General features: G+C 58.9%; 19 protein-coding genes. 10 read left to right on the forward strand and 9 right to left on the reverse strand.

Going from position 1 to position 22,244, the window contains the following annotated elements:
* Window positions 1–81 precede the first annotated feature (81 nt).
* The 3 genes from QQJ98_RS10105 to QQJ98_RS10115 all read right to left on the reverse strand — a co-directional run bounded on the left by QQJ98_RS10105 (window position 82) and on the right by QQJ98_RS10115 (window position 2,840).
* The gene (locus QQJ98_RS10105) at window positions 82–1,017 is read right to left on the reverse strand and encodes a ribokinase (protein ID WP_284325208.1); all 936 of its coding nucleotides are present in this window, start codon (window positions 1,015–1,017) and stop codon (window positions 82–84) included.
* Between the two features lies 1 nt (window position 1,018).
* Complete coding sequence (locus tag QQJ98_RS10110; protein WP_284325209.1) at window positions 1,019–1,474, reverse strand: RbsD/FucU family protein; 456 nt, start codon at window positions 1,472–1,474, stop codon at window positions 1,019–1,021.
* A gap of 313 nt (window positions 1,475–1,787) precedes the next feature.
* Complete coding sequence (locus QQJ98_RS10115; RefSeq protein ID WP_284325210.1) at window positions 1,788–2,840, reverse strand: ABC transporter ATP-binding protein; 1,053 nt, start codon at window positions 2,838–2,840, stop codon at window positions 1,788–1,790.
* A 252-nt stretch (window positions 2,841–3,092) separates the two neighbouring features.
* On the opposite strand from QQJ98_RS10115, the gene QQJ98_RS10120 reads away from it, so the two are divergent.
* From QQJ98_RS10120 to QQJ98_RS10135, 4 genes are all read left to right on the forward strand, one after another.
* A complete protein-coding gene (locus QQJ98_RS10120) occupies window positions 3,093–4,730 on the forward strand; it encodes an ABC transporter substrate-binding protein (RefSeq protein ID WP_284325211.1) in 1,638 nt (545 codons plus the stop codon).
* Between the two features lie 91 nt (window positions 4,731–4,821).
* Entirely contained in the window at window positions 4,822–5,928 is a 1,107-nt protein-coding gene (locus QQJ98_RS10125; RefSeq protein ID WP_284325212.1) for a carbohydrate ABC transporter permease, read from the forward strand.
* A complete protein-coding gene (locus QQJ98_RS10130) occupies window positions 5,925–6,857 on the forward strand; it encodes a carbohydrate ABC transporter permease (RefSeq protein ID WP_284325213.1) in 933 nt (310 codons plus the stop codon). Before QQJ98_RS10125 ends, QQJ98_RS10130 begins: the two co-directional genes overlap by 4 nt.
* Window positions 6,858–7,313 carry an RbsD/FucU family protein gene (locus QQJ98_RS10135; RefSeq protein ID WP_284325214.1) on the forward strand — a complete coding sequence of 152 codons (456 nt, stop codon included), beginning with the start codon at window positions 6,858–6,860 and terminating at the stop codon, window positions 7,311–7,313. It abuts the gene before it with no gap.
* 59 nt (window positions 7,314–7,372) lie between these two features.
* Here the strand turns inward: QQJ98_RS10135 and QQJ98_RS10140 are convergent, their stop codons facing one another.
* From QQJ98_RS10140 to QQJ98_RS10165, 6 genes are all read right to left on the reverse strand, one after another.
* Entirely contained in the window at window positions 7,373–8,188 is an 816-nt protein-coding gene (locus tag QQJ98_RS10140) for an ATP-binding cassette domain-containing protein (protein ID WP_284325215.1), read from the reverse strand.
* Window positions 8,181–9,050 (reverse strand): ABC transporter ATP-binding protein, encoded by an 870-nt coding sequence (locus QQJ98_RS10145; RefSeq protein ID WP_284325216.1) that lies wholly within the window; start codon window positions 9,048–9,050, stop codon window positions 8,181–8,183. The genes QQJ98_RS10140 and QQJ98_RS10145 overlap by 8 nt, the downstream gene beginning before the upstream one ends.
* Entirely contained in the window at window positions 9,047–9,898 is an 852-nt protein-coding gene (locus tag QQJ98_RS10150; protein WP_284325217.1) for an ABC transporter permease, read from the reverse strand. The genes QQJ98_RS10145 and QQJ98_RS10150 overlap by 4 nt, the downstream gene beginning before the upstream one ends.
* Window positions 9,891–10,901, reverse strand: coding sequence for an ABC transporter permease (locus QQJ98_RS10155; RefSeq protein ID WP_284325218.1), 1,011 nt, complete (start codon window positions 10,899–10,901; stop codon window positions 9,891–9,893). Before QQJ98_RS10155 ends, QQJ98_RS10150 begins: the two co-directional genes overlap by 8 nt.
* 109 nt (window positions 10,902–11,010) lie before the next feature.
* Entirely contained in the window at window positions 11,011–12,531 is a 1,521-nt protein-coding gene (locus tag QQJ98_RS10160) for an ABC transporter substrate-binding protein (RefSeq protein ID WP_284325219.1), read from the reverse strand.
* Between the two features lie 33 nt (window positions 12,532–12,564).
* The gene (locus tag QQJ98_RS10165; RefSeq protein WP_284325220.1) at window positions 12,565–14,130 is read right to left on the reverse strand and encodes a phytoene desaturase family protein; all 1,566 of its coding nucleotides are present in this window, start codon (window positions 14,128–14,130) and stop codon (window positions 12,565–12,567) included.
* Between the two features lie 99 nt (window positions 14,131–14,229).
* Here QQJ98_RS10165 and QQJ98_RS10170 point away from each other — a divergent pair, with 99 nt between their 5' ends.
* From QQJ98_RS10170 to ytfQ, 6 genes are all read left to right on the forward strand, one after another.
* Window positions 14,230–15,018, forward strand: a complete 789-nt coding sequence (locus QQJ98_RS10170; protein ID WP_284325221.1) for a cyclase family protein — start codon at window positions 14,230–14,232, stop codon at window positions 15,016–15,018.
* A gap of 3 nt (window positions 15,019–15,021) precedes the next feature.
* On the forward strand, window positions 15,022–16,593 hold the full coding sequence (locus tag QQJ98_RS10175; RefSeq protein ID WP_284325222.1) for a phytoene desaturase family protein: 1,572 nt from the start codon (window positions 15,022–15,024) through the stop codon (window positions 16,591–16,593).
* Complete coding sequence (locus QQJ98_RS10180) at window positions 16,590–17,060, forward strand: MarR family winged helix-turn-helix transcriptional regulator (protein ID WP_284325223.1); 471 nt, start codon at window positions 16,590–16,592, stop codon at window positions 17,058–17,060. The genes QQJ98_RS10175 and QQJ98_RS10180 overlap by 4 nt, the downstream gene beginning before the upstream one ends.
* Window positions 17,061–19,205, forward strand: coding sequence for a thiamine pyrophosphate-dependent enzyme (locus QQJ98_RS10185; RefSeq protein ID WP_284325224.1), 2,145 nt, complete (start codon window positions 17,061–17,063; stop codon window positions 19,203–19,205).
* Window positions 19,202–20,728 (forward strand): indolepyruvate oxidoreductase subunit beta family protein, encoded by a 1,527-nt coding sequence (locus QQJ98_RS10190; RefSeq protein WP_284325225.1) that lies wholly within the window; start codon window positions 19,202–19,204, stop codon window positions 20,726–20,728. Before QQJ98_RS10185 ends, QQJ98_RS10190 begins: the two co-directional genes overlap by 4 nt.
* A gap of 511 nt (window positions 20,729–21,239) precedes the next feature.
* The gene (gene ytfQ, locus QQJ98_RS10195; RefSeq protein ID WP_284325226.1) at window positions 21,240–22,208 is read left to right on the forward strand and encodes a galactofuranose ABC transporter, galactofuranose-binding protein YtfQ; all 969 of its coding nucleotides are present in this window, start codon (window positions 21,240–21,242) and stop codon (window positions 22,206–22,208) included.
* Window positions 22,209–22,244 lie beyond the last annotated feature (36 nt).

Below are 22,244 nucleotides of genomic sequence, written 5' to 3' on the forward strand. Positions count from 1 at the left end.
TATTTCAAAAAGAGCAATGCAAGGCACCAGTATTTGCTGTTTTTGAAATACTCCCGCCGGAGGCTCAACTGCTTGTTCCGATTACAGGTTCTTGGCCAGAAGTGCGTCGATCTCGGCACGTGAGGGCATTGACGGGGCAGTGCCTGCACGGGTGACAGAGATGCCAGCGGTGGCGCAGCCAAAGCGCACCGCTTCGACCACATCGCGCCCCTCAGACAAGGCCACCGCAAAACCGCCGTTGAAGGCGTCGCCGGCGCCGGTGGTTTCGACCACTTTGCCTGCCGACATGACCGGGATGTGCACCGAGCGGTTGCGGTCGCGGTAGAGTGCGCCTTTGTCACCTAAAGTCATCACCACCGCGCCGACACCGCGGGCGAGCAAAGCGTCGGCGGCGGCTTCGGCTTCGGCAAGGGTGGTGACTGGCAGGCCGGTCAGGGCCTCGGTCTCGGTCTCATTGGGGGTCACATAATCGCACAGCGCGAGGATGTCGTCGCCCAAAGTGGCCGCCGGGGCGGGGTTCAGGATGGTGGTGACGCCTGCGGCACGGGCGATTTCCAGACCGCGTTTGGCGGCAGGGATCGGTTGTTCCAACTGGGTGATGAAGATTGCGGCAGAGCCGATCAGATCAGATTTCTCTTCGACATCCTGCACCGAAACCCGGCCTGCGGCACCGGGGGAGACGATGATCGCGTTGTTGCCGGTGGCTTCCTCGATGAAGATATACGCGGCCCCGGTGTAGCTTTCGGCGTCGATTTTCACCTCGGGGATCACGCCGGCTTTCGCCCAAGTGGCGCGCGCGATATCGGCGAAGGCATCATCGCCCAGCCGCGTGATAAAATGGGTTTTGCCGCCCGCCATCGCCGAGGCGACCGATTGGTTTGAGCCTTTGCCACCCGGCCCAAGCACGAAGGAATTGCCCAAGATCGTCTCGCCCATTTTGGGTTGACGGGCAGCGCGATAGGCGGTGTCTGCGACAAAAATGCCAAGGTTAACAATTGGTTTTATCGGTTTGTTCATGTTACTTCGCCTCTGGTGGCACGACGCCTTTACGTAGGCTGAAACAGCCGTAGAAGCGGCGCTCTCCGGTTTGGATCACGGCATAGGCTTGTTTTGCCATATCGTAGAACGCGAAACGCTCGATGGGTTGCATGGGGCGGTCTGCGCCTTCGGCGGCGTTGATTTCGGCCTGCACCTCGGCCTGCACTGGTGGGATTTCATCGGGTGCGCCAACGACTTCCATGCGGCCTGCGAAATCGGCGACAAAAGTATCCAGCGGATAGACCGACAGGATGGCTGCTGCGGCTTCGGCGCTTGTCAGGTTGTCCATCCGCAGCAGTTTGCCGCTGACGGTGGCGCGGGCGACCGAGTCGGACGGGAAGTTGGTGTCGGCCAAAATCAGCACGTCGCCGTGGCCCATCGCCCGCAAGCAATGCAGCACTTCCGCGTTCAAGCGCGGGTCAATTCCTTTGAGCATTGTGCCCTCCCATTTGTGGTCAGTTGTGCCGGATTTGATCGCAGGGTCAAGTGCGGTGGTATGGGGTCTGGTGTCATGGCAGCCTGTGGGGGGCAGTTTTTTGGGCTGCGGGAAAGGGTGCGTCTTTTGCGGCTTGGACGGATTTCTAAGCTGTTGAGAACGCCGCGTTAAAAGGCTGCTTTAAGCGAAGGTTAACGACCCAGAAAGCGGCCATTTTTGATACAGGAAGCGGCCATGTCGCGTCCGCTTTTTGGGCTGAGACGTGGCAGTTAACCAAGCTTGCACGAATCAGCGGGGCATAAACCTGCTGACCTTAGGCCAGCCTTTGCCCGCTGGTTTTGTCAAAGATATGCGATTGGCTTGCGTCGGGGGCGAGGGTGATGCTGTCGCCGGGTCGGAAGGTGACGCGGTCGCGGAAAACGGCGGTGATTTCGCGCCCCGCGATGCGCACCACGACATGGGTTTCAGAGCCAGTTGGTTCGACCACGGCGATGGTGCCAGCCAAGCCTTCGCTGGCGATGCTGAAGGTTTCGGGGCGGATGCCGTAGACGACCTGCTGGCCTTCGGTCGCGGTCGATCCGGGTGGCAGGGCGAGGCGCGCGCCTGCGACGTTGACCATGCCGCCTGTCACCATGCCGTCAATCAGGTTCATCGACGGTGATCCGATGAAGGCGGCCACAAAGACATTGGCGGGGCGGTCGTAAAGCTCTAACGGGGCGCCGACTTGTTCGATGCGGCCCCCCTGCATGACGACGATTTTATCGGCCATGGTCATCGCCTCGATCTGGTCGTGGGTGACGTAGACGGTGGTTGTCTTCAGGCGCTGATGCAGCTCTTTGATCTCGGCCCGCATCTGCACCCGCAGTTTGGCGTCGAGGTTGGAGAGCGGTTCATCAAACAGGAACACTTTTGGGTCGCGGACAATGGCGCGGCCCATGGCGACGCGCTGGCGCTGGCCGCCGGACAAAGCGCGCGGGAAGCGGTCAAGATAAGGGGTCAGGCCAAGGATTTCGCCCGCCCGTTCCACTTTTGCGCGGATCGCGGCTGCGTCCATGCCGCGCATTTTCAGCGCAAAGCCCATGTTGGCTGCGACGGTTTTATGGGGGTAAAGCGCATAGTTCTGGAACACCATCGCGATGTCACGTTCTGATGGCGGCAGGTTGTTGACGCGGGCGGCCCCAATGTTGATGTCGCCTGCGCTGATTTCCTCTAGCCCCGCGAGCATCCGCAGCAGGGTGGATTTGCCGCAGCCAGAGGGGCCGACCAGCACCACGAACTCGCCGTCTTTGATATCAAGGTTCAGGCCGTGGATCACTTGCACGCCGCCATAAGCCTTGCGCAGATCGCGGATTGTGACTTCGGCCATATGGTTCCCCCCGGTTACTGCCGCAAGATTAGGCGAGCGCATGGGCTCTGTCTATCGGCTGATCATACTAACATGTTAGAATCTTGACAGGTGGATTGGCGCAGGCCAAGCTGACCCTAAGGAACGTGTTTGCAGCAGGAGGGGAGGCCTGCTTGCACGGCGTATAGGTTGGTTTCGCCGGAGTTCCGCAGGTTCCATACATAACAGCCCGGTGGCCCTTGGCCCGTAAGGGCATCAAGGGAGGAGACGTTCTTGAAAGTAGAGCTTTATCAGGCGGCCGTTCAGGCCACGCTAAGCCGTCGCCGTATGTTGCAGGGTGCCACCGCTTTGACCGCTTTGGCGCTGATGCCGAAGGTGATGGGCTACGGCCCGGCGATGGCGCAGGATTCCGTGCGCGCGCAGATTTTGCAGATTCCCGGTGTGGGCAAGGGCAGCCCGACCGATGCCGATTGGCAGAAGGTTGGTGAATTGTGCCTGGACAGCACCAAGGCAAATGTCGCTGAGGGCGAGTTTGCCGGGGTTGAGCTTACGTTCTTTGGCATCAATAACAACGGCTTGCACAACATACTGTTCCGCGGTCTGCTGAAAGGCTGGGAGACTTACACTGGGGCCAAGATCAACTGGGTTGACCTTGCTCAGGCCGATTACAACCCGCGCCTGCAGCAAAGCATTGCCACCGGTACCGTCGATTTCGACATTCTGGCCATGGGTGCGCCGTTGGAGGGTGATACCGCCAGCAAGGGCTTGCTGGATGAGATGCCGGATTGGGTCAAGACTCAGATCGACATGGATGATTACGTGAATTACCTGAAGGCCCCGGTTGGGACTTGGGATGGCAAGACGTACCGGATCTCGATTGACGGTGATTGCCATACTTTTGCGTATCGCACCGATTACTTTGGCGAGGGCGCTATTTCTGGCATGGCAGAGCCGCCGAAGACTTGGCAAGAGGTCAATGCCTATTCCAAGGCCATCGTTGGCAAGACCGATCCTTTGACGGGCCAGCCTGCCGTTGGCTATCTGGACCCGCTGAAGGGCTGGGGCGGGTTTGGGTTCTACTTCCTGGAAAACCGCGCTGCGGCTTATGTCAAGCATCCGTCCGATCCGGCTTGGCTGTTTGACCCGGATACGATGAAACCGCGCGTCAACAATCCGGGCTGGGTGCAGGCCATTCAGGACGTGATGGACCTGATTGCGACGCCGGGTGCCTATCCGGCTGACCAGATCAACGCCGATCCGGGCACGACGGCATTCTCGCAGTTCCTTGCCGGCACGGGCTCCAGCCTGATGTGGTGGGGCGATGTGGGCTCGAACGCGCGCACGTCTGATACTTCGGTGGTCGGCGATGTGGTGGGCTTTGGCATCAACCGTGGGTCTGACAAGGTGTATAATGCCCAGACGAGCGCCTGGGAGGAGACTTACAACGAATCCCCCAACATGGCCTTCCTTGGTTGGGGCGTCTATGTGACCAACCGTGTCTCGGCCGATGAGAAAAAGCGCAAGGCGGCATGGTCGGCGGCGGCGCACTTGGGTGGCAAGGATATTTCGCTGTGGATGGCAGCCTATCCTTCGGGCTTCCAACCGTATCGCAACAGCCAGTTCCAGTATGATGAATGGGTGGCGGCTGGGTATGATCGGGCGTTCATCGAGGATTACCTTGGCTCGAACCTTGACAGCTACAACCACCCCAATGCGGCGATTGAGCCGCGTATCCCCGGCATCTTCCAGTATTATTCGGTTGCCGAGGACGAACTGGCCAAGGGCTATTCCGGCCAATACAAATCGGCACAGGAAACCGCAGATGCGATTGCGGCCGCTTGGGAAAAGATCACCGATCAGATCGGGCGCGATGCGCAGATCAAGCTGTATAAGGCCAGCTTGGGGATGTGACCCAACAGGGTGCGTGCAACCACGCACCCTGCAATGACACCGTAGGGTGCGTGGTAGCACGCACCTTACTTTTCGCAGGCGGGGCAAGGGTTTGAGCGGTTCAGGCGATCTTTTACACGTTGTCAGCAATGACAATATCTCGGATCAGCGCCGCGCGCTGGGGCGAGGCATCATCTGGGGCTCGGCCTTGCTGATGGCTTTGGTGGCCTTGGCGCAGATGTTGCAACTGCAAGGCGTGCATGACTTTGGCCTGACCAGTTGGCGCCCGACGCTGTATGCCTATATTCTTTGGGCGATTTGCCTCAGCTGGGGGCAAGTTCTGCTGCACGGCGAGCATGGCAAACGCACGCTGTTCGTGCTGCCTGCGGCGTTGTTTGTGATCTCATTGACGGTGTTTCCGCTGCTGTTTGGCCTTGTGATCGCGTTTTCGGACTGGAACCTGTCCAGCCCGGATGGGCGGCAATTCAACGGGCTCAGCAATCTGCGGCAGATGTGGGCGGACCCGTTCTATTGGAACGCTTTGTTGAACATGCTGTGGTATGTGCTTGCAATCCTTGTGGAATATACGATTGCCTTTGGTCTGGCCTTGGCGTTGAACGCGGAGATAAGGGCGCGCAAGTTTTTCCGGGTGGCGTTTTTGCTGCCGTTGATGCTGTCGCCGGTGGCGGTCAGCTGGATGATCGGCAAGTCGATGCTGGAAGCACGTTTTGGCCCGGTGGCGCGGCTTGCGCGGTTTTTCGGCTGGGAGACGCCCTCGTTCTTCGGCACCCCCGGTGTGGCCAAGGCGACGATCATGCTGATGGATGCCTGGACGTTCATTCCGTTTATGATGATCATGATTTTGGCCGGGTTGCAGGCGATCCCCAAGGAATTGAACGAGGCCGCCAAGGTTGATGGTGCGAATGGCTGGCGGGCATTTTGGGAAGTGACCTTCCCGATGATGCTGCCGGTGTCGATCACTGCCATCCTGATCAGGATTATCTTCAAGTTGAAGCTTGCCGATATCGTGATTGCGGTGACATCCGGGGGGCCGGGGGGGGCCACCGATACGGTGACCTCGTTCATTTTCCGCGAGTATCGGGACCGCTCGAATGTCGGCTATGGCACGCTTTTGGCGATGTTTTATCTGCTGGTGATCATCATTTTCATGACGATTTTGATGAAACTGGCGGATCGGTTTGCGAGGCCCAGAACATGAGTGACGCGCAGATGACGGGGCAGATTTTCAAGGATTCTGCAGCGGATCGCAGCTTTCGCCCAAAATGGTTCACGGGTCGGATTTTTGTCTATGGGTTGCTGCTGCTGTGGGCATTTATTTGTTTGTTTCCAATCTATTGGACGCTGACCACCAGCTTTAAAATGGCGCCCGATGTGATGAAGGGCAATCTGGTGCCGTGGTGGGACTTCACCCCGAAATGGCTGGGCTGGAAATCCTTGGGCCTTTCGCCCGATACCATTGGCGCTGACAGCACGGTGCGCGACGAATTTCTGAAGCGCTTTACCAATTCGGCGATCACTGCGGTCACGTCCTCGGTTCTGGCGGTGGCTTTGGGGTCTTTGGCGGCTTACGGGTTAAGCCGGTTCAACTATAAATTCCTGTGGATGGGAAACAGTGACATCTCGTTTTTCTTTCTCAGCCAACTGATCCTGCCGCCTGTCGTTCTTGCCCTGCCGATGCTGGTTTTGTACAAAGAGCTTGCGTTGCTGGACACCCGTATCGGTTTGATTTTGTTGTATACTCTTTCGGTTCTGCCGATCGTGATCTGGATCATGCGGGATCAGTTTTCCTCTATCCCGACAGAGTTGGAAGAGGCGGCTTTGGTCGATGGGTTGTCGATCTGGGGGGCTTTTTTCACCATCATTTTACCGATTGCTTTGCCGGGAATGGTGGCGGCGTTCATTCTTTCTTTAGTGTTGACGTGGAATGAATATTTCTTCGCGGCACTGCTGACCTCTACCCATGCCAACACGCTGCCGGTGATGGTGGCAAGCCAAACTGGCAGTCAGGGGATTTCGTGGTGGTCGATGGCGGCCTTGTCTTGGGCGGCGATCCTGCCGTTGATCGTGATTGGGGTGGTGTTGGAGCGGTATATTATCAAAGGCATGGCTGCAGGGGCTATTAAGTAGATGCTCAAAGGGATTGATCGACATTTGTCGGCGGAACTGCTGCATGTGCTGATGCTGATGGGGCATGGCGATACGTTGGTGATTTGCGATGTGAACCATCCGGCGGCGTCCATTGCCGCGAAAACGGTGCATGGCCGGGTGGTCGATATGGTCGGCTGTGATATTCCGACCGGGTTGGCCGCGATTTTAACCCTGATGCCGCTGGACACATTCGTACAATCACCCGTCAGCCGGATGCAGGTGGTGGGCGATCCGGGTGGTCAGATGCCGATGTTTGGGCTGGTCCAGACGGTGATTGACGCCGCCGAGGGCCGGACGGTTCAAATGCAGGCGCTGGAGCGGTTTGCGTTTTACGAGGCGGCGAGCCGCGCGTTTGCCATAGTGCGAACTTCTGATCCGGGGCCGTATGGCTGCTTTATCGTGAAAAAGGGTGTGGTGGATTTGCCCCGGCTTTAGCGGTCATGCGCGAAGGTCGGCGGCCTCCGGCGCGGATCGTCCCGCACAAAAGCTGATCTTCACGCCCAGATCTGGTTCGGGTCGGGCAATGGGATGGCATCCAGAAGATCGCGTGTGTAGCTGGCTTGCGGGTTGCTGAACAGATCGGCAGTGACGGCATTTTCGACGATCTTGCCTTGGTGCAGCACGATGATACGGCTGCACAAACGCCGGATCACTGACAAATCATGGCTGATGAAAGCCAGCGTCAGGCCAAGATCTTTCACCAAGGATTCCAACAGGTTCAGGATTTGCGCCTGACTTGAAACATCCAGTCCCGAGACAATTTCATCTGCCAGAATAAAGTCGGGTTTCAGCGCAATCGCGCGGGCGATGCCGATGCGCTGGCGTTGGCCGCCAGACAATTCATGCGGGTAGCGGCTGGCGAAACTGCGCGGCAGGCCGACGTGATCAAGCGCCTCTAGCACGCGCTGCTTGGGGTCGGACAGGCCGTGCAGGCGCAAAGGTGCGGCGATGATCTGGCTGATCCGGTGGCGTGGATTAAGGCTGCTCATCGGGTCTTGAAAGATCATCTGAAAGCGGCGGCGCAGCGGGCGGAGTTTGGCCTCCGTGAGGTGGGTGATGTCTTGGTTATCGAACGTAACCGTGCCGCTGGATGGTTCCAGCAGGCGCACCAAGGCGCGGCCGAGCGTAGATTTGCCAGACCCTGAGCCGCCGACGATGCCCAGAATCTCGCCCTTGCGGATGTTAAAGCTCAGGCCCTTCAGGATTTCCAGCCGAGGTGCTGCGCCAATCAGCGGTTTTTGCGTCATATCGGCCAAAGACAACCGCATGTTATCAATTTGGTAAAGGTTGGCGGGATAGATTTCAGACATGCGCGCTCCGGTCAAACGCGGCCACTTCGGCGCGGGTGGTTTCAATGATGGCATCTGGCACCGGAGTCAGGCTGCCATCTGGATCAGTGTATTTCGGGGTCGCGGCCAGCAGGGCGCGGGAATAGGGGTGTTTGGGGGCATGAAAGAAATCCGGGATCGTGCTATCTTCCAGCACAAGGCCCGCATAAAGCACCGACAGGCTTTGGCAAACCTTGGAGACCACGCCAAGGTCATGGGTGACGAACAGCAAAGCGGTGCCGTGGCGGGCCTGCAGTGCCGCGATCAACTTCAGGATTTGCTTTTGCACCGTGACATCCAGCGCGGTTGTCGGCTCATCAGCGATGATCAGCTTTGGTTCGGCAGCAAAGGCGCTTGCGATCAGGATACGTTGGCGCATGCCGCCCGACAGTTCATGCGGATAGCTGCGCATCACCCGCTCGGTGTCTTGGATCTGGACTTCGGCAAGCAGGGCGCGGGCGCGGGCCTCGGCGTCGCTTCGGCTCCAGCCCAGAATATCTACCAAGCGGTTGGTGATCTGCGGGCCAATGCGGCGCGACGGGTTCAGCGCGGTCAGAGGGTCTTGCGGGATCAGCGCGCATTTCGCGCCGATCAGCTGTCGTCGTTTGGCGGAGGGCAGGGTCAGAAGATCGATGCCGTCAAGGATGATCTCGCCGCCGCTGATCTCGACCGAATGTGGCAAGGTTCCCAGAATAGCTTTGCCGATCATGGATTTACCGGCGCCGGATTCGCCTACCAAGCCGCGCACTTCGCCAGCGGCGACCTCCAGCGAGACGTGACGCAGGATTTGATCGGATCGCCCTTTCAGCCGCGCCGACAGATTGCGGATCGACAGGAAGCTCATCGCAGCACCGGATCGAAGCGGTCTTTCAGCCCTTCGCCCAGTTGCGAAAAGCTGAGAACGGTCAGAAACAATGTGATCAGCGGGAACACCAGCACCCACCAAGCTTGATGGATCGAGGTTCGACCCTCGGAGATCATGCCGCCCCAAGTCGGGTCGTCGGTGGAAATCGACAGGTTGACGAAAGACAGGATGGCTTCAACGATGATGGATATTCCCATTTCAAGCGTGAGAAGGACGACAATGGTGGGCAGCACGTTTGGCAGAATCTCGGTCAGCATGGTGGACAGCCGGGTGCGTCCTGCGATTTGCGCAGATGCAACGTAGTCCATCGCGCCTTGGGTCATCGCCTCGGCCCGGATGACGCGGGCAAAGCGGGTCCAGTCGATAACAACGATGGCAATGATGATGGATGACAGACCGGGGCCAAGCACGGCGATCAGCAGGATTGAGAATAAAACCGGCGGAAACGCCATCCAGATGTCGATGGCACGGCTGATCACCACATCGACCCAGCCGCGCAAAAAACCCGCAAGCAAGCCCATCGCAGCCCCGACGATGCAAGTGATGCTGCCCGCGATCAGTGCCACGGTCAGGGCAAGACGGCTGCCATAAAGGATGCGGCTGAGCACGTCGCGGCCCAAGGAATCGGTGCCCAGCAGGTAGCCGGGCTCGTGGCCCTGCAACCAAAATGGCGGCAATTGGCCGAGGAACAAGTCCTGAGCCAGCGGGTCTTTCGGTGCGATCAGCGGCGCGAAAACTGCGGCCAGCGTCAAAAGGCCAAGCCATCCGGCAGAGAGGATCAGCCGCAGCGGCAGTCTGCGCTTGATTGTGCTGCGGGCGTCAAGCATGGCGCAACCTTGGGTTCAATGCGGCATAAGTCAGGTCGACCAACAGGTTAACTCCGGTGAAGATCACCGCAAACAAGATGACGATGCCTTGAATCAGCGGCAAATCGCGGTTGATCACCGCGTCGATCGCCATATTGCCGAGACCCTCGTAGGAAAACAGACGCTCGATAATCACTGTGCCGCCGATCAGAAAAGTAAACTGCACGCCAACCAAAGTCAGCGTTGGCAGAATCGCATTCGGCAGCGCCTCGTGTAGGATGACATGGGTTTCCGAATAGCCCTTGGTGCGGGCAAGGGTGACATAATCAAGATGCATGGTTTCTTTAAGGGATTGTTTAAGAAGTTGGCCGATGATGGCAGCCAAAGGTATCGCAAGCGCCAAGGCGGGCATGAACATATGTGCTGCAATATCCAGCCACAGATCAAAGCGCAGGCGCAAGGCGGCCTCGGTCAGGTAGAAATTCGTGCTGAAGGGCAGGGCAAGCGATGGCGTGACGCGCCCCGAGATATGAAATACCGGCATCAACACGCCAAATGTCAGGATCAGGATCAACCCCCATAGGAAATCCGGCACCGACAGCGCCATGCCATTGCCAATATCAATTGCCGCCTCGGTTTTGCTGCCGCGCAGCCTTGTGCCGGTCAACGCCATGGTGCCGCCGATCACGATGGCGATGCACAAAGCCATCACTGACAGCTCCAAAGTCGCGGGCAGGCGGCTGAGAACCAGCTGTAAAACTGGCTGCTTGGTGGTGATTGAATTGCCAAAATCCCCCTGCATCACGCCAGAAAGCCAGATCAGAAACTGCTGCGGGATGCTTTTGTCCAATCCGTAAAGCGCGGTCAGCCGTGCGACATCAGCCTCGGTCGCGCCGGGGGGCAGCATCATCGCGATCGGGTTGCCCGGAACCACACGGATCACGAAAAACACGATCAGCGCCACACCGAACAGCGTTATGAAAGTGGTGCATAATCGCAGGGTAACCGATTGAAGAAACAGCATAAATCCAATTTTCCTAAGCGGACGCTGCTTTGGACAAGCGCGTGCTTTCACATGGGTTGACATAGCCCGGGGGGCCGGGGGACGGGCGGCCCCCCGGCCTTTACGAGGGTTACGCGCGTTTCATCAGATAGGGCAACAAGGCCCCCGAGGCATGCGGCGTCACCACCACTCCCGGTGCCGACAGGATCGGCTGCACATATTGCAGCAGCGGGATCACCAAAGCGTTCTCGGCGATGAAAGCATCGACTTTTTTCCAACCGTCAATGCGCTTGGCCTCGTCTTTTTCGCCCCAAAGTGGGCCGATCATGTCGATCAGATCCTGACCATCCCACACCGAATGGGGCGAAGGGCCAAACATCGCAAAGCCGGTCGAAGTGGTCGGATCGCCGACCGAATTGCCCCAGTTGTAGAAAGCAGCGGGGGCGAGTTGGTCGGCGGCACGCAGTTCGTAATGCTTGGCGATCTCATAGGTTTCGATCTCGGCCTCAATTCCGACCTTGCGCCACAGACCAACGATGGCCTGGATCATCTCGTAATCCTTGGGCTTGAAACCCTTGGTGGTTTGGATTTTGAATTTGACAGGATTATCAACAGAGTAGCCAGAGTCCGCCAGCAGTTTCACGGCCAATTCAGGATCGTAAGGCACCTTGATGCTGGCGTCGTAGGCGTCGTATTCAGGAGTTTCCAACGTATCAATCGGCACACCGTAGCCTTTCAGCAGCCGGTCGATGATGGTTTGCTTGTCGATGGCATGTGCTGCGGCCTTGCGCACATTCGGGTCAAGCATCACGTCGATGTCGTTCAAAAAGATCATGCCGATATCGGAAATCGGCGTGGCGGTGCCAGTCAGAGTGGCTTTCAGGCGATCGTATTCCTCGTAGGGCACTTCCAAAGTGACATGAGAATTACCGGATTCCACCTCGGCCACGCGGGCGGCGGCGTCGGTGACAAATTTGATCGTCACAGTTTCAAAAGCCGGCGCCCCGCCCCAATACTTGGCGTTGGCTTTCAGGCGCACGAAGGCGTCACGCTCAAATTTCTCAACCATATAGGGGCCAGAGCCGATCGGGGCCGCCTCAAAACCCTCGGCGCCAACCGATGTGTAATAGGCTTTCGGCAGCACATAGCCGGTCAGGAAATACATCCATTTGAAAATAGTGGGGTCAAATTGTGCCACATCCGCCAGCACCTTATTGCCCTCAACCCGATGATTTGTAAGGGTTCCCCAGACGAATTGGATCGGGCTGCCGGTGGCTGGATCGGCGACACGCGCAAGGCTCCACGCGACATCTTCGGCGGTCAGCGGGCTGCCGTCGTGCCAAGTCACACCGTCGCGCACTGTCATCCAGACCTGGGTTTTATCATCGTTCCAGCCCCAATCGGTCAGAATACCGGGGGCGGGTTTCAGATCAGGCTGTTGCAGGATGAACTGGTCAAACACCGATTGGTAGATGCCCTGAATGGTCGGATTGACCGCCGATGGCCCAGTGGTCGGATCCCATGCGGGCAGATTGACATTATAGGCGATGACCAATTCTTCGATGGCCTGCGCGCGAACGGGCAGGCTTAAGGCCGTCAGCGAAAGGCTGGCAGCGGAAAGTTGCAAAAGAGCACGACGGTTGAGTTTCATAGCGTTTCCCTGTGGTTATGGATGAAGCCGGAGTTATTTTCCGGTCAGTTTTTGGGCGAGAAGATAGCCTGATCCAGCACCAAGCCCCGCGCCGGGCCAAACCGCGGCGCCGGTCAGGTGCAAGTTCTGGATCGGGGTCGATCCATCGGCATGGCCCCGCAGCGGGCGAAACAGAAAGTTCTGCGCCAGATGATGGCTGCCGCAAACCTGATCGCCGCCGACCAGGTTGGGGTTGTCGGATTCAAGTTCGGTCGGCGCCACGATGCGTTTGGCCAGAATTTTGGCTTGGGTGCCGGGGGCGTAGCGTTCCAGAATATCGAAGGCACGTTGAGCGAAGGGGGCGGCGGCCTCGTCCCATGTCTTGGCGCTGATCTCGCCTTTCGCATCGCCCTTGATCTCGGCCGGAGCCATGCGGATTTGCACCCAAAGCGTGTGCTTGCCCTCGGGTGCGCGCGAGGGGTCCACAGTGGTGGGTTGGCCCACGACCAGCACCGGTTCATCCGGCAAAAGCCCGGCTTTCGCTTGCTGGTAGGTGCGCGCCATCTGGTCAAGGCTGGGGGCGAGGTGGACATAAGCAAAAGATTTCAATTGGCTACCCGCCGCCCACTCTGGCAGATCTGAAAGGGCAAGATGCAGCATCATCGTGCCGGGCGCATGGCTAAAGGCGGTCAGTTTGGTATCGAAATCGCTGGTGCCACCAGTCAGTCGCGGCAGGGCACGCGGTGCGACATTGGCGATGACGGCTCGACGGGCGGTGATTTCGCGTCCGTCTGCCAGAAGAATCCCACTGGCCTTGCCATTGCTATGCAGGATGCGGGTGACTGTTTGTCCAACCTCGATCCGCCCACCACGCGCTGTGATCGCGCCGACCAGCGCGCGAATGATGGTATCCGCGCCGCCTTTGCCCAGCACCATGCCAAATGCTTGCCCTGCCATGCCTTCAAGATACGGAAAAACCGCGCCGCCAGCGATGTCGGGCGCAAAATCAAGGTGCATCCCCCAAGCGCCCAGCATCGCCCGAACTTGCGGATGCTCGAACGTTTGCTCTAGCCATTGCCGGGGGGATTGCGTCAGAAATCGCGCCAGATCAAGCGTGCCGCCAAGGCCTTTGGCGCGAAGTATTTTGAACATGAAATATGCAATCGCACGCAATTTCATCTTGCTGCCAAGAAGCGCAAAGATATGTGGCGCCTCTGTGGGAAAGGCTTTGGTCAGTTTGGCCCAGGTTTCGGCATCAGCAGAAGAAAGCGCCGCGATCCGCGCCTGCGTCACGACGGCATCAGTCGAGACGCCGCACCAATTGCCATCAGGGAAAACGCTGGCAAATGGGTTGGCGACCGGGGCAAATTCTAGTCCATTTGCCGCCAACTCACCGCCATAACGCTTCATAAACGGCGATCCGGCGAACAAAGACAGGTTCATCGCGGCCCAGTCATGCCGAAAGCCGGGCAAGGTGTATGCGTCTGATTTCACCGCACCGCCAGCCACCGCAGCCTGTTCAAACAGCGCGACCTTCCAGCCATTCGCGGCGAGGTGCAAAGCAGAGGCCAGGCTGTTGTGGCCCGCACCGATAAAAACCGCGTCGTAGCTTTCTGACATTTTTGGCTCCGCTTGACGTTGGGATATTTGCAAATGCATTTAATTCTGTCTAGTCTTATTCCTCAAGGCGGGGCAGCCGCCGCAATCAGGGAGATAGCGATGAGTTCAGCTGACGTATTGGCCGCTCTGGCCGGGATGATCGCCTCGGGTGGGGTGGAAGTGGTGGATTGCACTGGCGTTCTGGGGCCGAACACGCCGCTGTTGAAACTGCCGCCGGATTTCGCCAAGGACACCCCGAAAATCGAGATTCACCGGATTTCGGAATATGATCAAGACGGGCCATTCTGGGCATGGAACTGGTTGAAGGTTGGCGAGCATTCGGGCACACATTTCGACGCGCCGCACCACTGGATCACCGGCAAGGATTACGCGGACGGCTACACCGACACGCTGCCGGTGCAGCGTTTGGTCGCCCCCGTTAATGTTTTGGACTTTGCCGCGGAATGTGGTGCCAATCCGGATTTCCTTTTGACGATCGACCATGTGAAGGCTTGGGAAGCCAAGCACGGTGCGATTGGTGCGGGAGAATGGGTCGTTCTGCGGTCTGATTGGGACAAGCGCAGCCATTCCGAGGACTTGTTCCTGAATGCCGATGCGACCGGGCCGCACACGCCGGGGCCGACCGCAGAAGTCATCGAGTATTTGATTTCAAAGGGAATTGTTGGTTGGGGCAGCCAGTGCATTGGCACTGATGCGGGGCAGGCGGGGGGCATGACACCGCCTTTTCCGGCGCATAACCTGCTGCACAAGAACAACTGCTATGGTTTGGCCAGCCTTGCCAATCTGGACCGCCTGCCTGCCAAGGGCGCGATCCTGATTGCGGCACCGTTGAAGATCGAGAACGGCACAGGCTCTCCTATTCGCGCATTGGCGCTGGTGGCGCGTTAACCAATGGCCGCCGATCTGGGGAAATTTGATCACGTTATCATCGGCTCGGGGATCAACGGGCTGGTGGCGGCCAGCATGTTGGCGCTGAAGGGCGCACGCGTGCTGGTGTTGGAACGTGAGGCGCGGATCGGCGGCTGTCTTTACACGGATGAAATCACCTTGCCGGGGTTCCGGCATGATGTGATGGCGGCGACGTTTGTGTTGTTCATGACCTCGCCCGCCGGGGCGGTTTTGGGACCGCATCTGGCCAAGCATGGCTTTGAGTATTGCCATAGCCCGCACCCGACAGCGGTGTTGCGGCCCGATGGCTCTGCGCTGGTCCTGTCGATGGATCAGGCCCGGAATGTCAGTGCATTTAACACTTTGGCAGCAGGCGACGGGGATCAACATGCCCGCGATGTTGGCGGTATTGCTGCAGACGCGCCGTTTTTGTTCGCGCTTTTGGGGGGTAATCTGTGGTCTTGGAGCACAGTGAAACTGTTGTTCGGGCAGGTGCGCAAGCGCGGATTGCGCGGGCTTGCGGCGTGGCTGGGCAGCGCTTTGACCCCGGCGCGGGGGTGGTTGGAAAGCAATTATCAAAGCCCGCTGGTGCAGGCTTTGTGGGCACCTTGGGTGCTGCATTGTGGCCTGGCGCCGGAATCTGCCTATTCGGCCCAGATGGGCAAAGTGATTGCCTTTGCACTGGAGGCTGCGGGCGCGCCGATCTCGAAAGGTGGCGCGGGGCAAGCTGCGGCGGCGTTTCGCGGGCTGATTGAATCGCAGGGCGGTGTGATCCGCACCGGGACCGAGGTTGAGAAAATCACCACGCGCGAAGGCCGTGTGACCGGTGTGCGGCTGGCGGGGGGCGAGACGGTTGCTTGCAAATCTGTGCTCGCCTCGGTCGCGCCGGGGCAGCTTTATGGGCGATTGCTGGATGTACCCCTGCCGCAAGATCAGGCGGCGGTGCGGCAATTCCGGCATGGTCGTGGCAACTTTCAGTTGCATTATGCGCTCGACCGCGTGCCCGAATGGTTAACGCCGGGGCTGGAAGATGTGGCGCTGATCCATCTGTCGGACGGCATCGATGCTGTTTCAAAGTCCGCCAATGAGGCCGAGCGTGGCATGCTGCCCGCAGTGCCCACAATCTGCGTAGGCCAACCGTCCAAACTGGACCCAAGCCGATGCCCGGACGGCAAGGCGATCTTGTGGCTGCAGATCCCTGACGCGCCGCGCATCATCAAAGGCGATGCCGGCGGCGAGATCACGGCGCAAGATTGGGACGATGCGCGTGAGGCTTTTGCTGAGCGGATTGAGGCGATTTTAGCAAGCCATATCAAAGATTTCCACCAGATCAAGCTGGCGCGCAAAGCCTATTCTCCGGCGGATCTGGAACGGATGAATTGCAACCTTGTGGGCGGCGATCCCTATGGTGGGGCGTGCAGTCTTGATCAGTTTTTCATCTGGCGCCCCTTTGCCCATTCGACCAATGGCACGGGGCCGGTGCGCGGGTTGATCCATATCGGTGCCTCCACCCATCCCGGGCCGGGCTTGGGCGGCGGATCGGGCTTTAACGCGGCAAAGAGGTTGGGCGCATGAACGATGAGACGCCGATTGTGCCGCGTTTGGGCGAGATTGGATTAACCAACTTTGCCCCTTATCTGATGAACCGCATCATGGGGCGCTACAACGCCAGCCTGCGCGATGAGATGGCCGATCTTGGCCTGAGCACGCCGAAAATGCGGGCTTTGGCGGTGCTTTCGGTGATTGAGGCGCCGCTGATCCGCGAACTTGCGGTCTACACGGTGATCGACCCGTCAACTTTGTCGCGCAGTTTGGATCAATTGCAGGCCGATGGCTTGATCCGGCGCGAGGCTGACAGCAGCGACAGCCGCGCGGTGCGGGTTTTGATCACAGAGGCAGGGCGCGCGGCGTTTGAGACGCTTTGGCCTCATATGGCCGAGGCGCAATCCAAGATGTTTCGCGGAATCCCGGATGCCGAACGCCGGGCCTTCACGGCTACCCTTCAGAAAATGCTGACAAATATCAGAAAGCACGAGATTTAGATGGCAGAGCGTTCTTTCAAAGCCGAAGTTGAAGACCTGCGCTTGGGCGCGGGCGAAACTTTCACGGGCGAAGGTATCTTGGCGCTGACCAAGGCGCTTTTGGAGAATGGCGTTGGCTACGTTGGCGGCTATCAGGGCGCGCCGATCAGTCATCTGATGGATGTTTTGGCCGATGCGCAGGATCTGCTGGGCGAACTTGGCGTGCGGTTTGAGGCCAATGCGAACGAGGCGGCGGCGGCGGCCATGCTGGCGGCATCCGTGCATTATCCGATTCGGGGTGCTGTGACGTTCAAAGGGTCCGTCGGCGTGAATGTGGCCTCGGACGCTTTGGCGAACCTGTCGTCGTCAGGGGTTACCGGCGGCGCTTTGGTGATTGTCGGTGAGGATTACGGCGAGGGATCGTCGATCATGCAAGAGCGCACGCATGCTTTTGCGATGAAGTCGCAGTTTTGGTTGCTGGATCCGCGACCGAATCTGCCCAGCATTGTTCAAGCGGTGTCGGACGGGTTTGAGCTGTCAGAAGTCTCGAACACGCCGGTGATGTTGATGGTGCGGATCAGGTCGTGCCATGTGACGGGGTCTTTTCAGACGCGGGACAATCAGCGACCAAGCCTGTCGGTCAAGGACGCTTTGTCGAATCCACGCAGCGATTTCGCGCGGGTGGTTTTGCCGCCGATGAGCTTCGCGCACGAGCAGGACAAGGTGAAAAACCGATGGCCAGCAGCAGAAAAATTCATTCGTGAGCGCGGGCTGAATGAGGTGTTCGGGCCGAAATCCGACTTTGGCATCGTGGTGCAGGGCGGCATGTATAACACCCTGATCCGGTCGCTGCAGCGGTTGGGGCTGGCGGATATCTATGGCGATTCCAATGTTCCTATCTATGTATTGAATGTCACTTACCCGTTGATATCGGCTGAGTTTCTTGAGTTCTGCGCGGGCAAGGACCATGTGTTGGTGATCGAGGAAGGCCAGCCGGAGTTTATCGAAACGCAACTTGGAAGCTTCCTCTATCGCGCGGAATCTTCGGTGAAGCTGCATGGCAAAGGCCTGTTTCCTCTGGCGGGGGAATACACGGGCCAGGTGATGCTGGATGCGGTGTCGGGGTTCTTGAAAACCGCAGCGCCCGGCCTGTTGGCGGCAGTGGTCCGTGCGCCGAATGTGGATCGCCCCGCTATCCCCGATCTGTCAAAAACCGTGCCGATCCGGCCACCCGGCTTCTGCACGGGCTGCCCCGAGCGTCCCATATTTGCAGCGATGAAGCTGGTGGAAAAAGAACTGGGCAAGCACCAGATTGCCGCCGATATTGGTTGCCATTTGTTCGCCAGCCTGCCGCCATTTGAGATTGGCGGGGCAACGATGGGCTATGGCTTGGGGCCTGCCGCCAATGCCGCGTTTGATGGCGGTGGCGCGCGCCGTCCCGTGGCGATCATCGGCGATGGTGGGTTTTGGCACAACGGGCTGAGCAGCTCGTTTACCAATATGGCGTTCAACAAATCGGACGGCGTGGCGATTGTGGTCGACAATTTTTACTCGGCGGCTACGGGGGGGCAGGATGTGATGTCAAGCCGTGCCGACAATGCCACCAAGGCGACGCGGAATCCTATTTCAAAGGCATTGAACGGCATCGGCATTGATTGGGTGCGCCAGATTGACCACACTTATGATGTGAAAAAGATGCGCGACACCATCCGCGAGGCGCTGACCACCGATGCGCCCGGGCCGAAGGTGATCGTGGCCTCGAGCGAGTGTATGCTGAACAAACAGCGGCGCGAAAAGCCATTGCGGGCAGCTGCGATCAAGCAAGGGCGGCGGGTCGATGTGCCGCGATTTGGCATTGATGAAGCGGTGTGCACTGGCGATCACGCCTGTATCCGGCTGTCGGGCTGCCCGTCTTTGTCGTTGAAAAAGCTGGATGATCCGCTGCGCGATGATCCTGTCGCCTCGATTGACCAATCCTGCGTTGGCTGTGGTAACTGCGGTGAAGTTTCCGACGCGGCGGTGCTGTGCCCGTCATTTTACCGCGCCGATGTGGTGCATAACCCATCCGGGTTTGAGCGGCGTTTGGCTGGCTTTCGTGCCTATGTGATCGGTTGGCTGCAACGGCGGCGCGACGCAAAACGGCTGGTGTTCGGAGATGTGGCATGAGTTTGCATCAGGCAATTCCTGCGGGCGGGCGCGGCATGGACGGCGTGATCAAGCTGGCACTTTTGGCGGTGGGCGGGCAGGGCGGCGGCGTGCTGACGGCTTGGCTAGAGGCCGTCGCGCGGGCGAATGGCTATGTGGCGCAGGCGACCTCGGTGGCGGGCGTGGCGCAGCGCACGGGTGCGACGGTTTACTATCTTGAGATCGCGCCTGCGGGACCACGCGCGCCTGTCTTCTCGCTGATGCCTGCAGCGGGCGATGTCGATATCATGGTGACGGCCGAGATGATGGAAGCTGGGCGCTCGATCATCCGCGGCTTTGTGACGCCGGATCGCACCACTTTGATCACCTCGACCCATCGCGCGCTGGCGGTGTCGGAAAAGATGGTGCCGGGGGACGGAATTGCGTCCAGCGAAGAAGTGATTGCGGCGGCGGAGGTGGCGGCGCGCCGGTTTATTGCGGCGGACTTTGACACTCTGGCGATTGCACAAGGCTCGGTGATTTCGGCCAGCCTGTTTGGCGCGATTGCGGGGGCCGAAGTGCTGCCCTTCCCGCGTGAAGCGTTTGAGGCGGCGATTAAGGCGGGTGGAAAGGGGGCTGAAGCGTCTTTGCGGGCCTTTGCGGCAGGCTTCGCGGCGGCGCAGGGACCAGTCGCGTTGCCGGTGGTTGCGAAGGCGCGGGCTGCGGCCCCGGTTGGGTCGGCGCGGCTGTTGGCGGCTTGGTCTGCCTTGGTGGATCGGGCGCAGCTGATGCCTGATGCGGTGGCAGAGATGGCGGTTTTGGGGCTGCGCAAGCTGGTGGAGTTTCAGGATCTGGCCTATGGCGCCGCCTATTTGGATCGGATTGAGGCAGTGCTGGCCCGGGATCATGCGCCGTTTGAGTTGTCAAAGCAGGCGGCGAAATATATCGCCAACGCGATGGCTTATGATGATGTGATCCGGGTGGCAGATCTGAAAACCAAGGCTGGGCGGGCTGAGCGGATTGCGGTGGAGATGGGGGCGAAGCCGGGCAATGTGGTGCAGCTGACAGAGTTTTTGCATCCTCGGGCGGAAGAAATCGTCGGCTTGATGCCTGCCAAGTTGGGGACCAAGATTGAAGCCAGCCCGGTCTGGATGGCGCGGCTGGATCGCTGGTTCAACAAGGGACGGCGGATGCGGACGGATAGTCTGCGGGCCTATCTGATGCTGTATATTTTGGGCGGGATGAAGCGGCGGCGGTTGGGGTCGCTGCGGCACGCCCAAGAGGTCGCGCATCTTGAGGCTTGGTTGGGCGTGGCTATGAGTTATCTGGCCTCGAATTATGATCTGGCGGTAGAAGTGATCCGCTGTCGGCGATTGGTGAAGGGCTATTCGGACACCCATGCGCGCGGGCTTTCCAAGTTTGATCGGGTGCTGGCGGGGATCGCTTTGGTGGCCATGCGTCCTGATGCGGCGGATTGGGCGCGGCGATTGCGAGAGGCGGCTTTGCAGGATGAAGAGGGCAAGGCTTTGGACGGGGCTTTGGCAACGGTGCGCAGTTTTGTCTAAGCTGGTCCCAACTCGGGACCAAATTTTGTCATTTAATTACAATAGCTTGACAGGGTTGATTTAACCTATTTTTAACCTTTGCGGCTTTTTCCAGCGTCGAAGCCTCCGGCGGGAGTATTTCAGAAGGAGCAATTCAAAGCGCCACTTTTGGCATTTGCTCTTTCTGAAATACTCCCGCCGGAGGCTTCTGGCTGTTCTGCAGCAGGCCGAAGTTTGCGGGTTGAGGTGGTTTTTCAACAGCACGGACGAAGGTAGCGCCGCTGATTCTTTTCCCGCTTGATGGCAGCGCAGGCTCTGTTCGTGCTGCGCTGCGGCTTAAAATGCTGCGGATGCGACTGGTGGGCCGCCGATCAAGGATCTGTGATTTCGCAACGACTTAGCTTCGCCTAGTGCCTAAAATAGTAGCAGTATGCGTCGTCAAACTTCGCATTTTACATATAGTAATACTTTTGCTAGCCTCAACACAGGCCGGTGAGGGAAGACGCCTGCCATAAAATCCTAGGGAGGGATCATGTCCATTATCAAAAAACTCGCGCTGGCCGCGGGTGTCAGCGCCCTGTTGTCTTCGGCAGCCTATGCCGACTTGTCGGGCAAAGTTATCGGCTTTTCGCAGATCGGCTCGGAGTCGGGTTGGCGCGCGGCTGAAACCTCGGTGACGAAATCTGAGGCTGAAAAGCTGGGGATTGATCTGAAATTCGCCGATGCGCAGCAAAAACAAGAGAACCAGATCAAGGCGATCCGGGGCTTTATCGCGCAGGGTGTGGCGGCGATTTTGGTGGCTCCGGTGGTTTCGACCGGCTGGGAAGAAGTGCTGACCGAAGCCAAGGAAGCCAATATTCCAGTGATCCTGCTGGACCGCGGCATTGATGCGCCGCAAGATCTGTATCTGACCTCGGTGGCGTCGGATCAGGTCAAAGAGGGCCGCGTTGCTGGCGAATGGCTGGTCGGTGCGGTTGGTGACAAAGAGTGCAAAGTTGTGGAACTTCAAGGCACTGTCGGTTCTTCGCCTGCGATCAACCGCAAGCAAGGCTTTGAAGAAGGCATCGCTGGCCACGCCAATCTGTCGATCATCCGCAGCCAGACCGGCGACTTTACCCGCGCCAAGGGCAAGGAAGTGATGGAAGGTTTCCTGAAGGCCGAAGACGGCGGCAAGGGCATCTGCGCGGTTTATGCGCACAACGATGACATGGCCGTCGGCGCCATTCAGGCGATCAAGGATGCGGGCCTGAAGCCGGGCAGCGATATTCTGGTGGTGTCGATTGATGGCGTGCCGGATATCTTCCAGGCGATGGTGGCGGGCGAGGCCAACGCGACGGTGGAGTTGACGCCAAACATGGCGGGCCCAGCTTTTGCGGCGCTGGATGCTTATCTGACCGACGGCACCGAACCTGAGAAATTCATCATCACAGAGTCGAAATTGTATACGCCAGCGGATGATGCGCAGGGCGAATATGATCGCCGCAAGGGTCTGGGTTACTGATCTGATCTGAACAAAACGTCGGCCAGAGCGATCTGG

It is taken from the genome of Cypionkella aquatica (assembly GCF_030161095.1).
GTDB lineage: Bacteria > Pseudomonadota > Alphaproteobacteria > Rhodobacterales > Rhodobacteraceae > Cypionkella > Cypionkella aquatica.

Coding starts and splice junctions, on each gene's coding strand:
- QQJ98_RS10105 (WP_284325208.1), bottom strand. CDS start 1,017: ATGAACAAACCGATAAAACCAATTGTTAACCTTGGCATTTTTGTCGCA.
- QQJ98_RS10110 (WP_284325209.1), bottom strand. CDS start 1,474: ATGCTCAAAGGAATTGACCCGCGCTTGAACGCGGAAGTGCTGCATTGC.
- QQJ98_RS10115 (WP_284325210.1), bottom strand. CDS start 2,840: ATGGCCGAAGTCACAATCCGCGATCTGCGCAAGGCTTATGGCGGCGTG.
- QQJ98_RS10130 (WP_284325213.1), top strand. CDS start 5,925: ATGAGTGACGCGCAGATGACGGGGCAGATTTTCAAGGATTCTGCAGCG.
- QQJ98_RS10135 (WP_284325214.1), top strand. CDS start 6,858: ATGCTCAAAGGGATTGATCGACATTTGTCGGCGGAACTGCTGCATGTG.
- QQJ98_RS10140 (WP_284325215.1), bottom strand. CDS start 8,188: ATGTCTGAAATCTATCCCGCCAACCTTTACCAAATTGATAACATGCGG.
- QQJ98_RS10145 (WP_284325216.1), bottom strand. CDS start 9,050: ATGAGCTTCCTGTCGATCCGCAATCTGTCGGCGCGGCTGAAAGGGCGA.
- QQJ98_RS10150 (WP_284325217.1), bottom strand. CDS start 9,898: ATGCTTGACGCCCGCAGCACAATCAAGCGCAGACTGCCGCTGCGGCTG.
- QQJ98_RS10155 (WP_284325218.1), bottom strand. CDS start 10,901: ATGCTGTTTCTTCAATCGGTTACCCTGCGATTATGCACCACTTTCATA.
- QQJ98_RS10160 (WP_284325219.1), bottom strand. CDS start 12,531: ATGAAACTCAACCGTCGTGCTCTTTTGCAACTTTCCGCTGCCAGCCTT.
- QQJ98_RS10165 (WP_284325220.1), bottom strand. CDS start 14,130: ATGTCAGAAAGCTACGACGCGGTTTTTATCGGTGCGGGCCACAACAGC.
- QQJ98_RS10170 (WP_284325221.1), top strand. CDS start 14,230: ATGAGTTCAGCTGACGTATTGGCCGCTCTGGCCGGGATGATCGCCTCG.
- QQJ98_RS10175 (WP_284325222.1), top strand. CDS start 15,022: ATGGCCGCCGATCTGGGGAAATTTGATCACGTTATCATCGGCTCGGGG.
- QQJ98_RS10180 (WP_284325223.1), top strand. CDS start 16,590: ATGAACGATGAGACGCCGATTGTGCCGCGTTTGGGCGAGATTGGATTA.
- QQJ98_RS10185 (WP_284325224.1), top strand. CDS start 17,061: ATGGCAGAGCGTTCTTTCAAAGCCGAAGTTGAAGACCTGCGCTTGGGC.
- QQJ98_RS10190 (WP_284325225.1), top strand. CDS start 19,202: ATGAGTTTGCATCAGGCAATTCCTGCGGGCGGGCGCGGCATGGACGGC.
- ytfQ (WP_284325226.1), top strand. CDS start 21,240: ATGTCCATTATCAAAAAACTCGCGCTGGCCGCGGGTGTCAGCGCCCTG.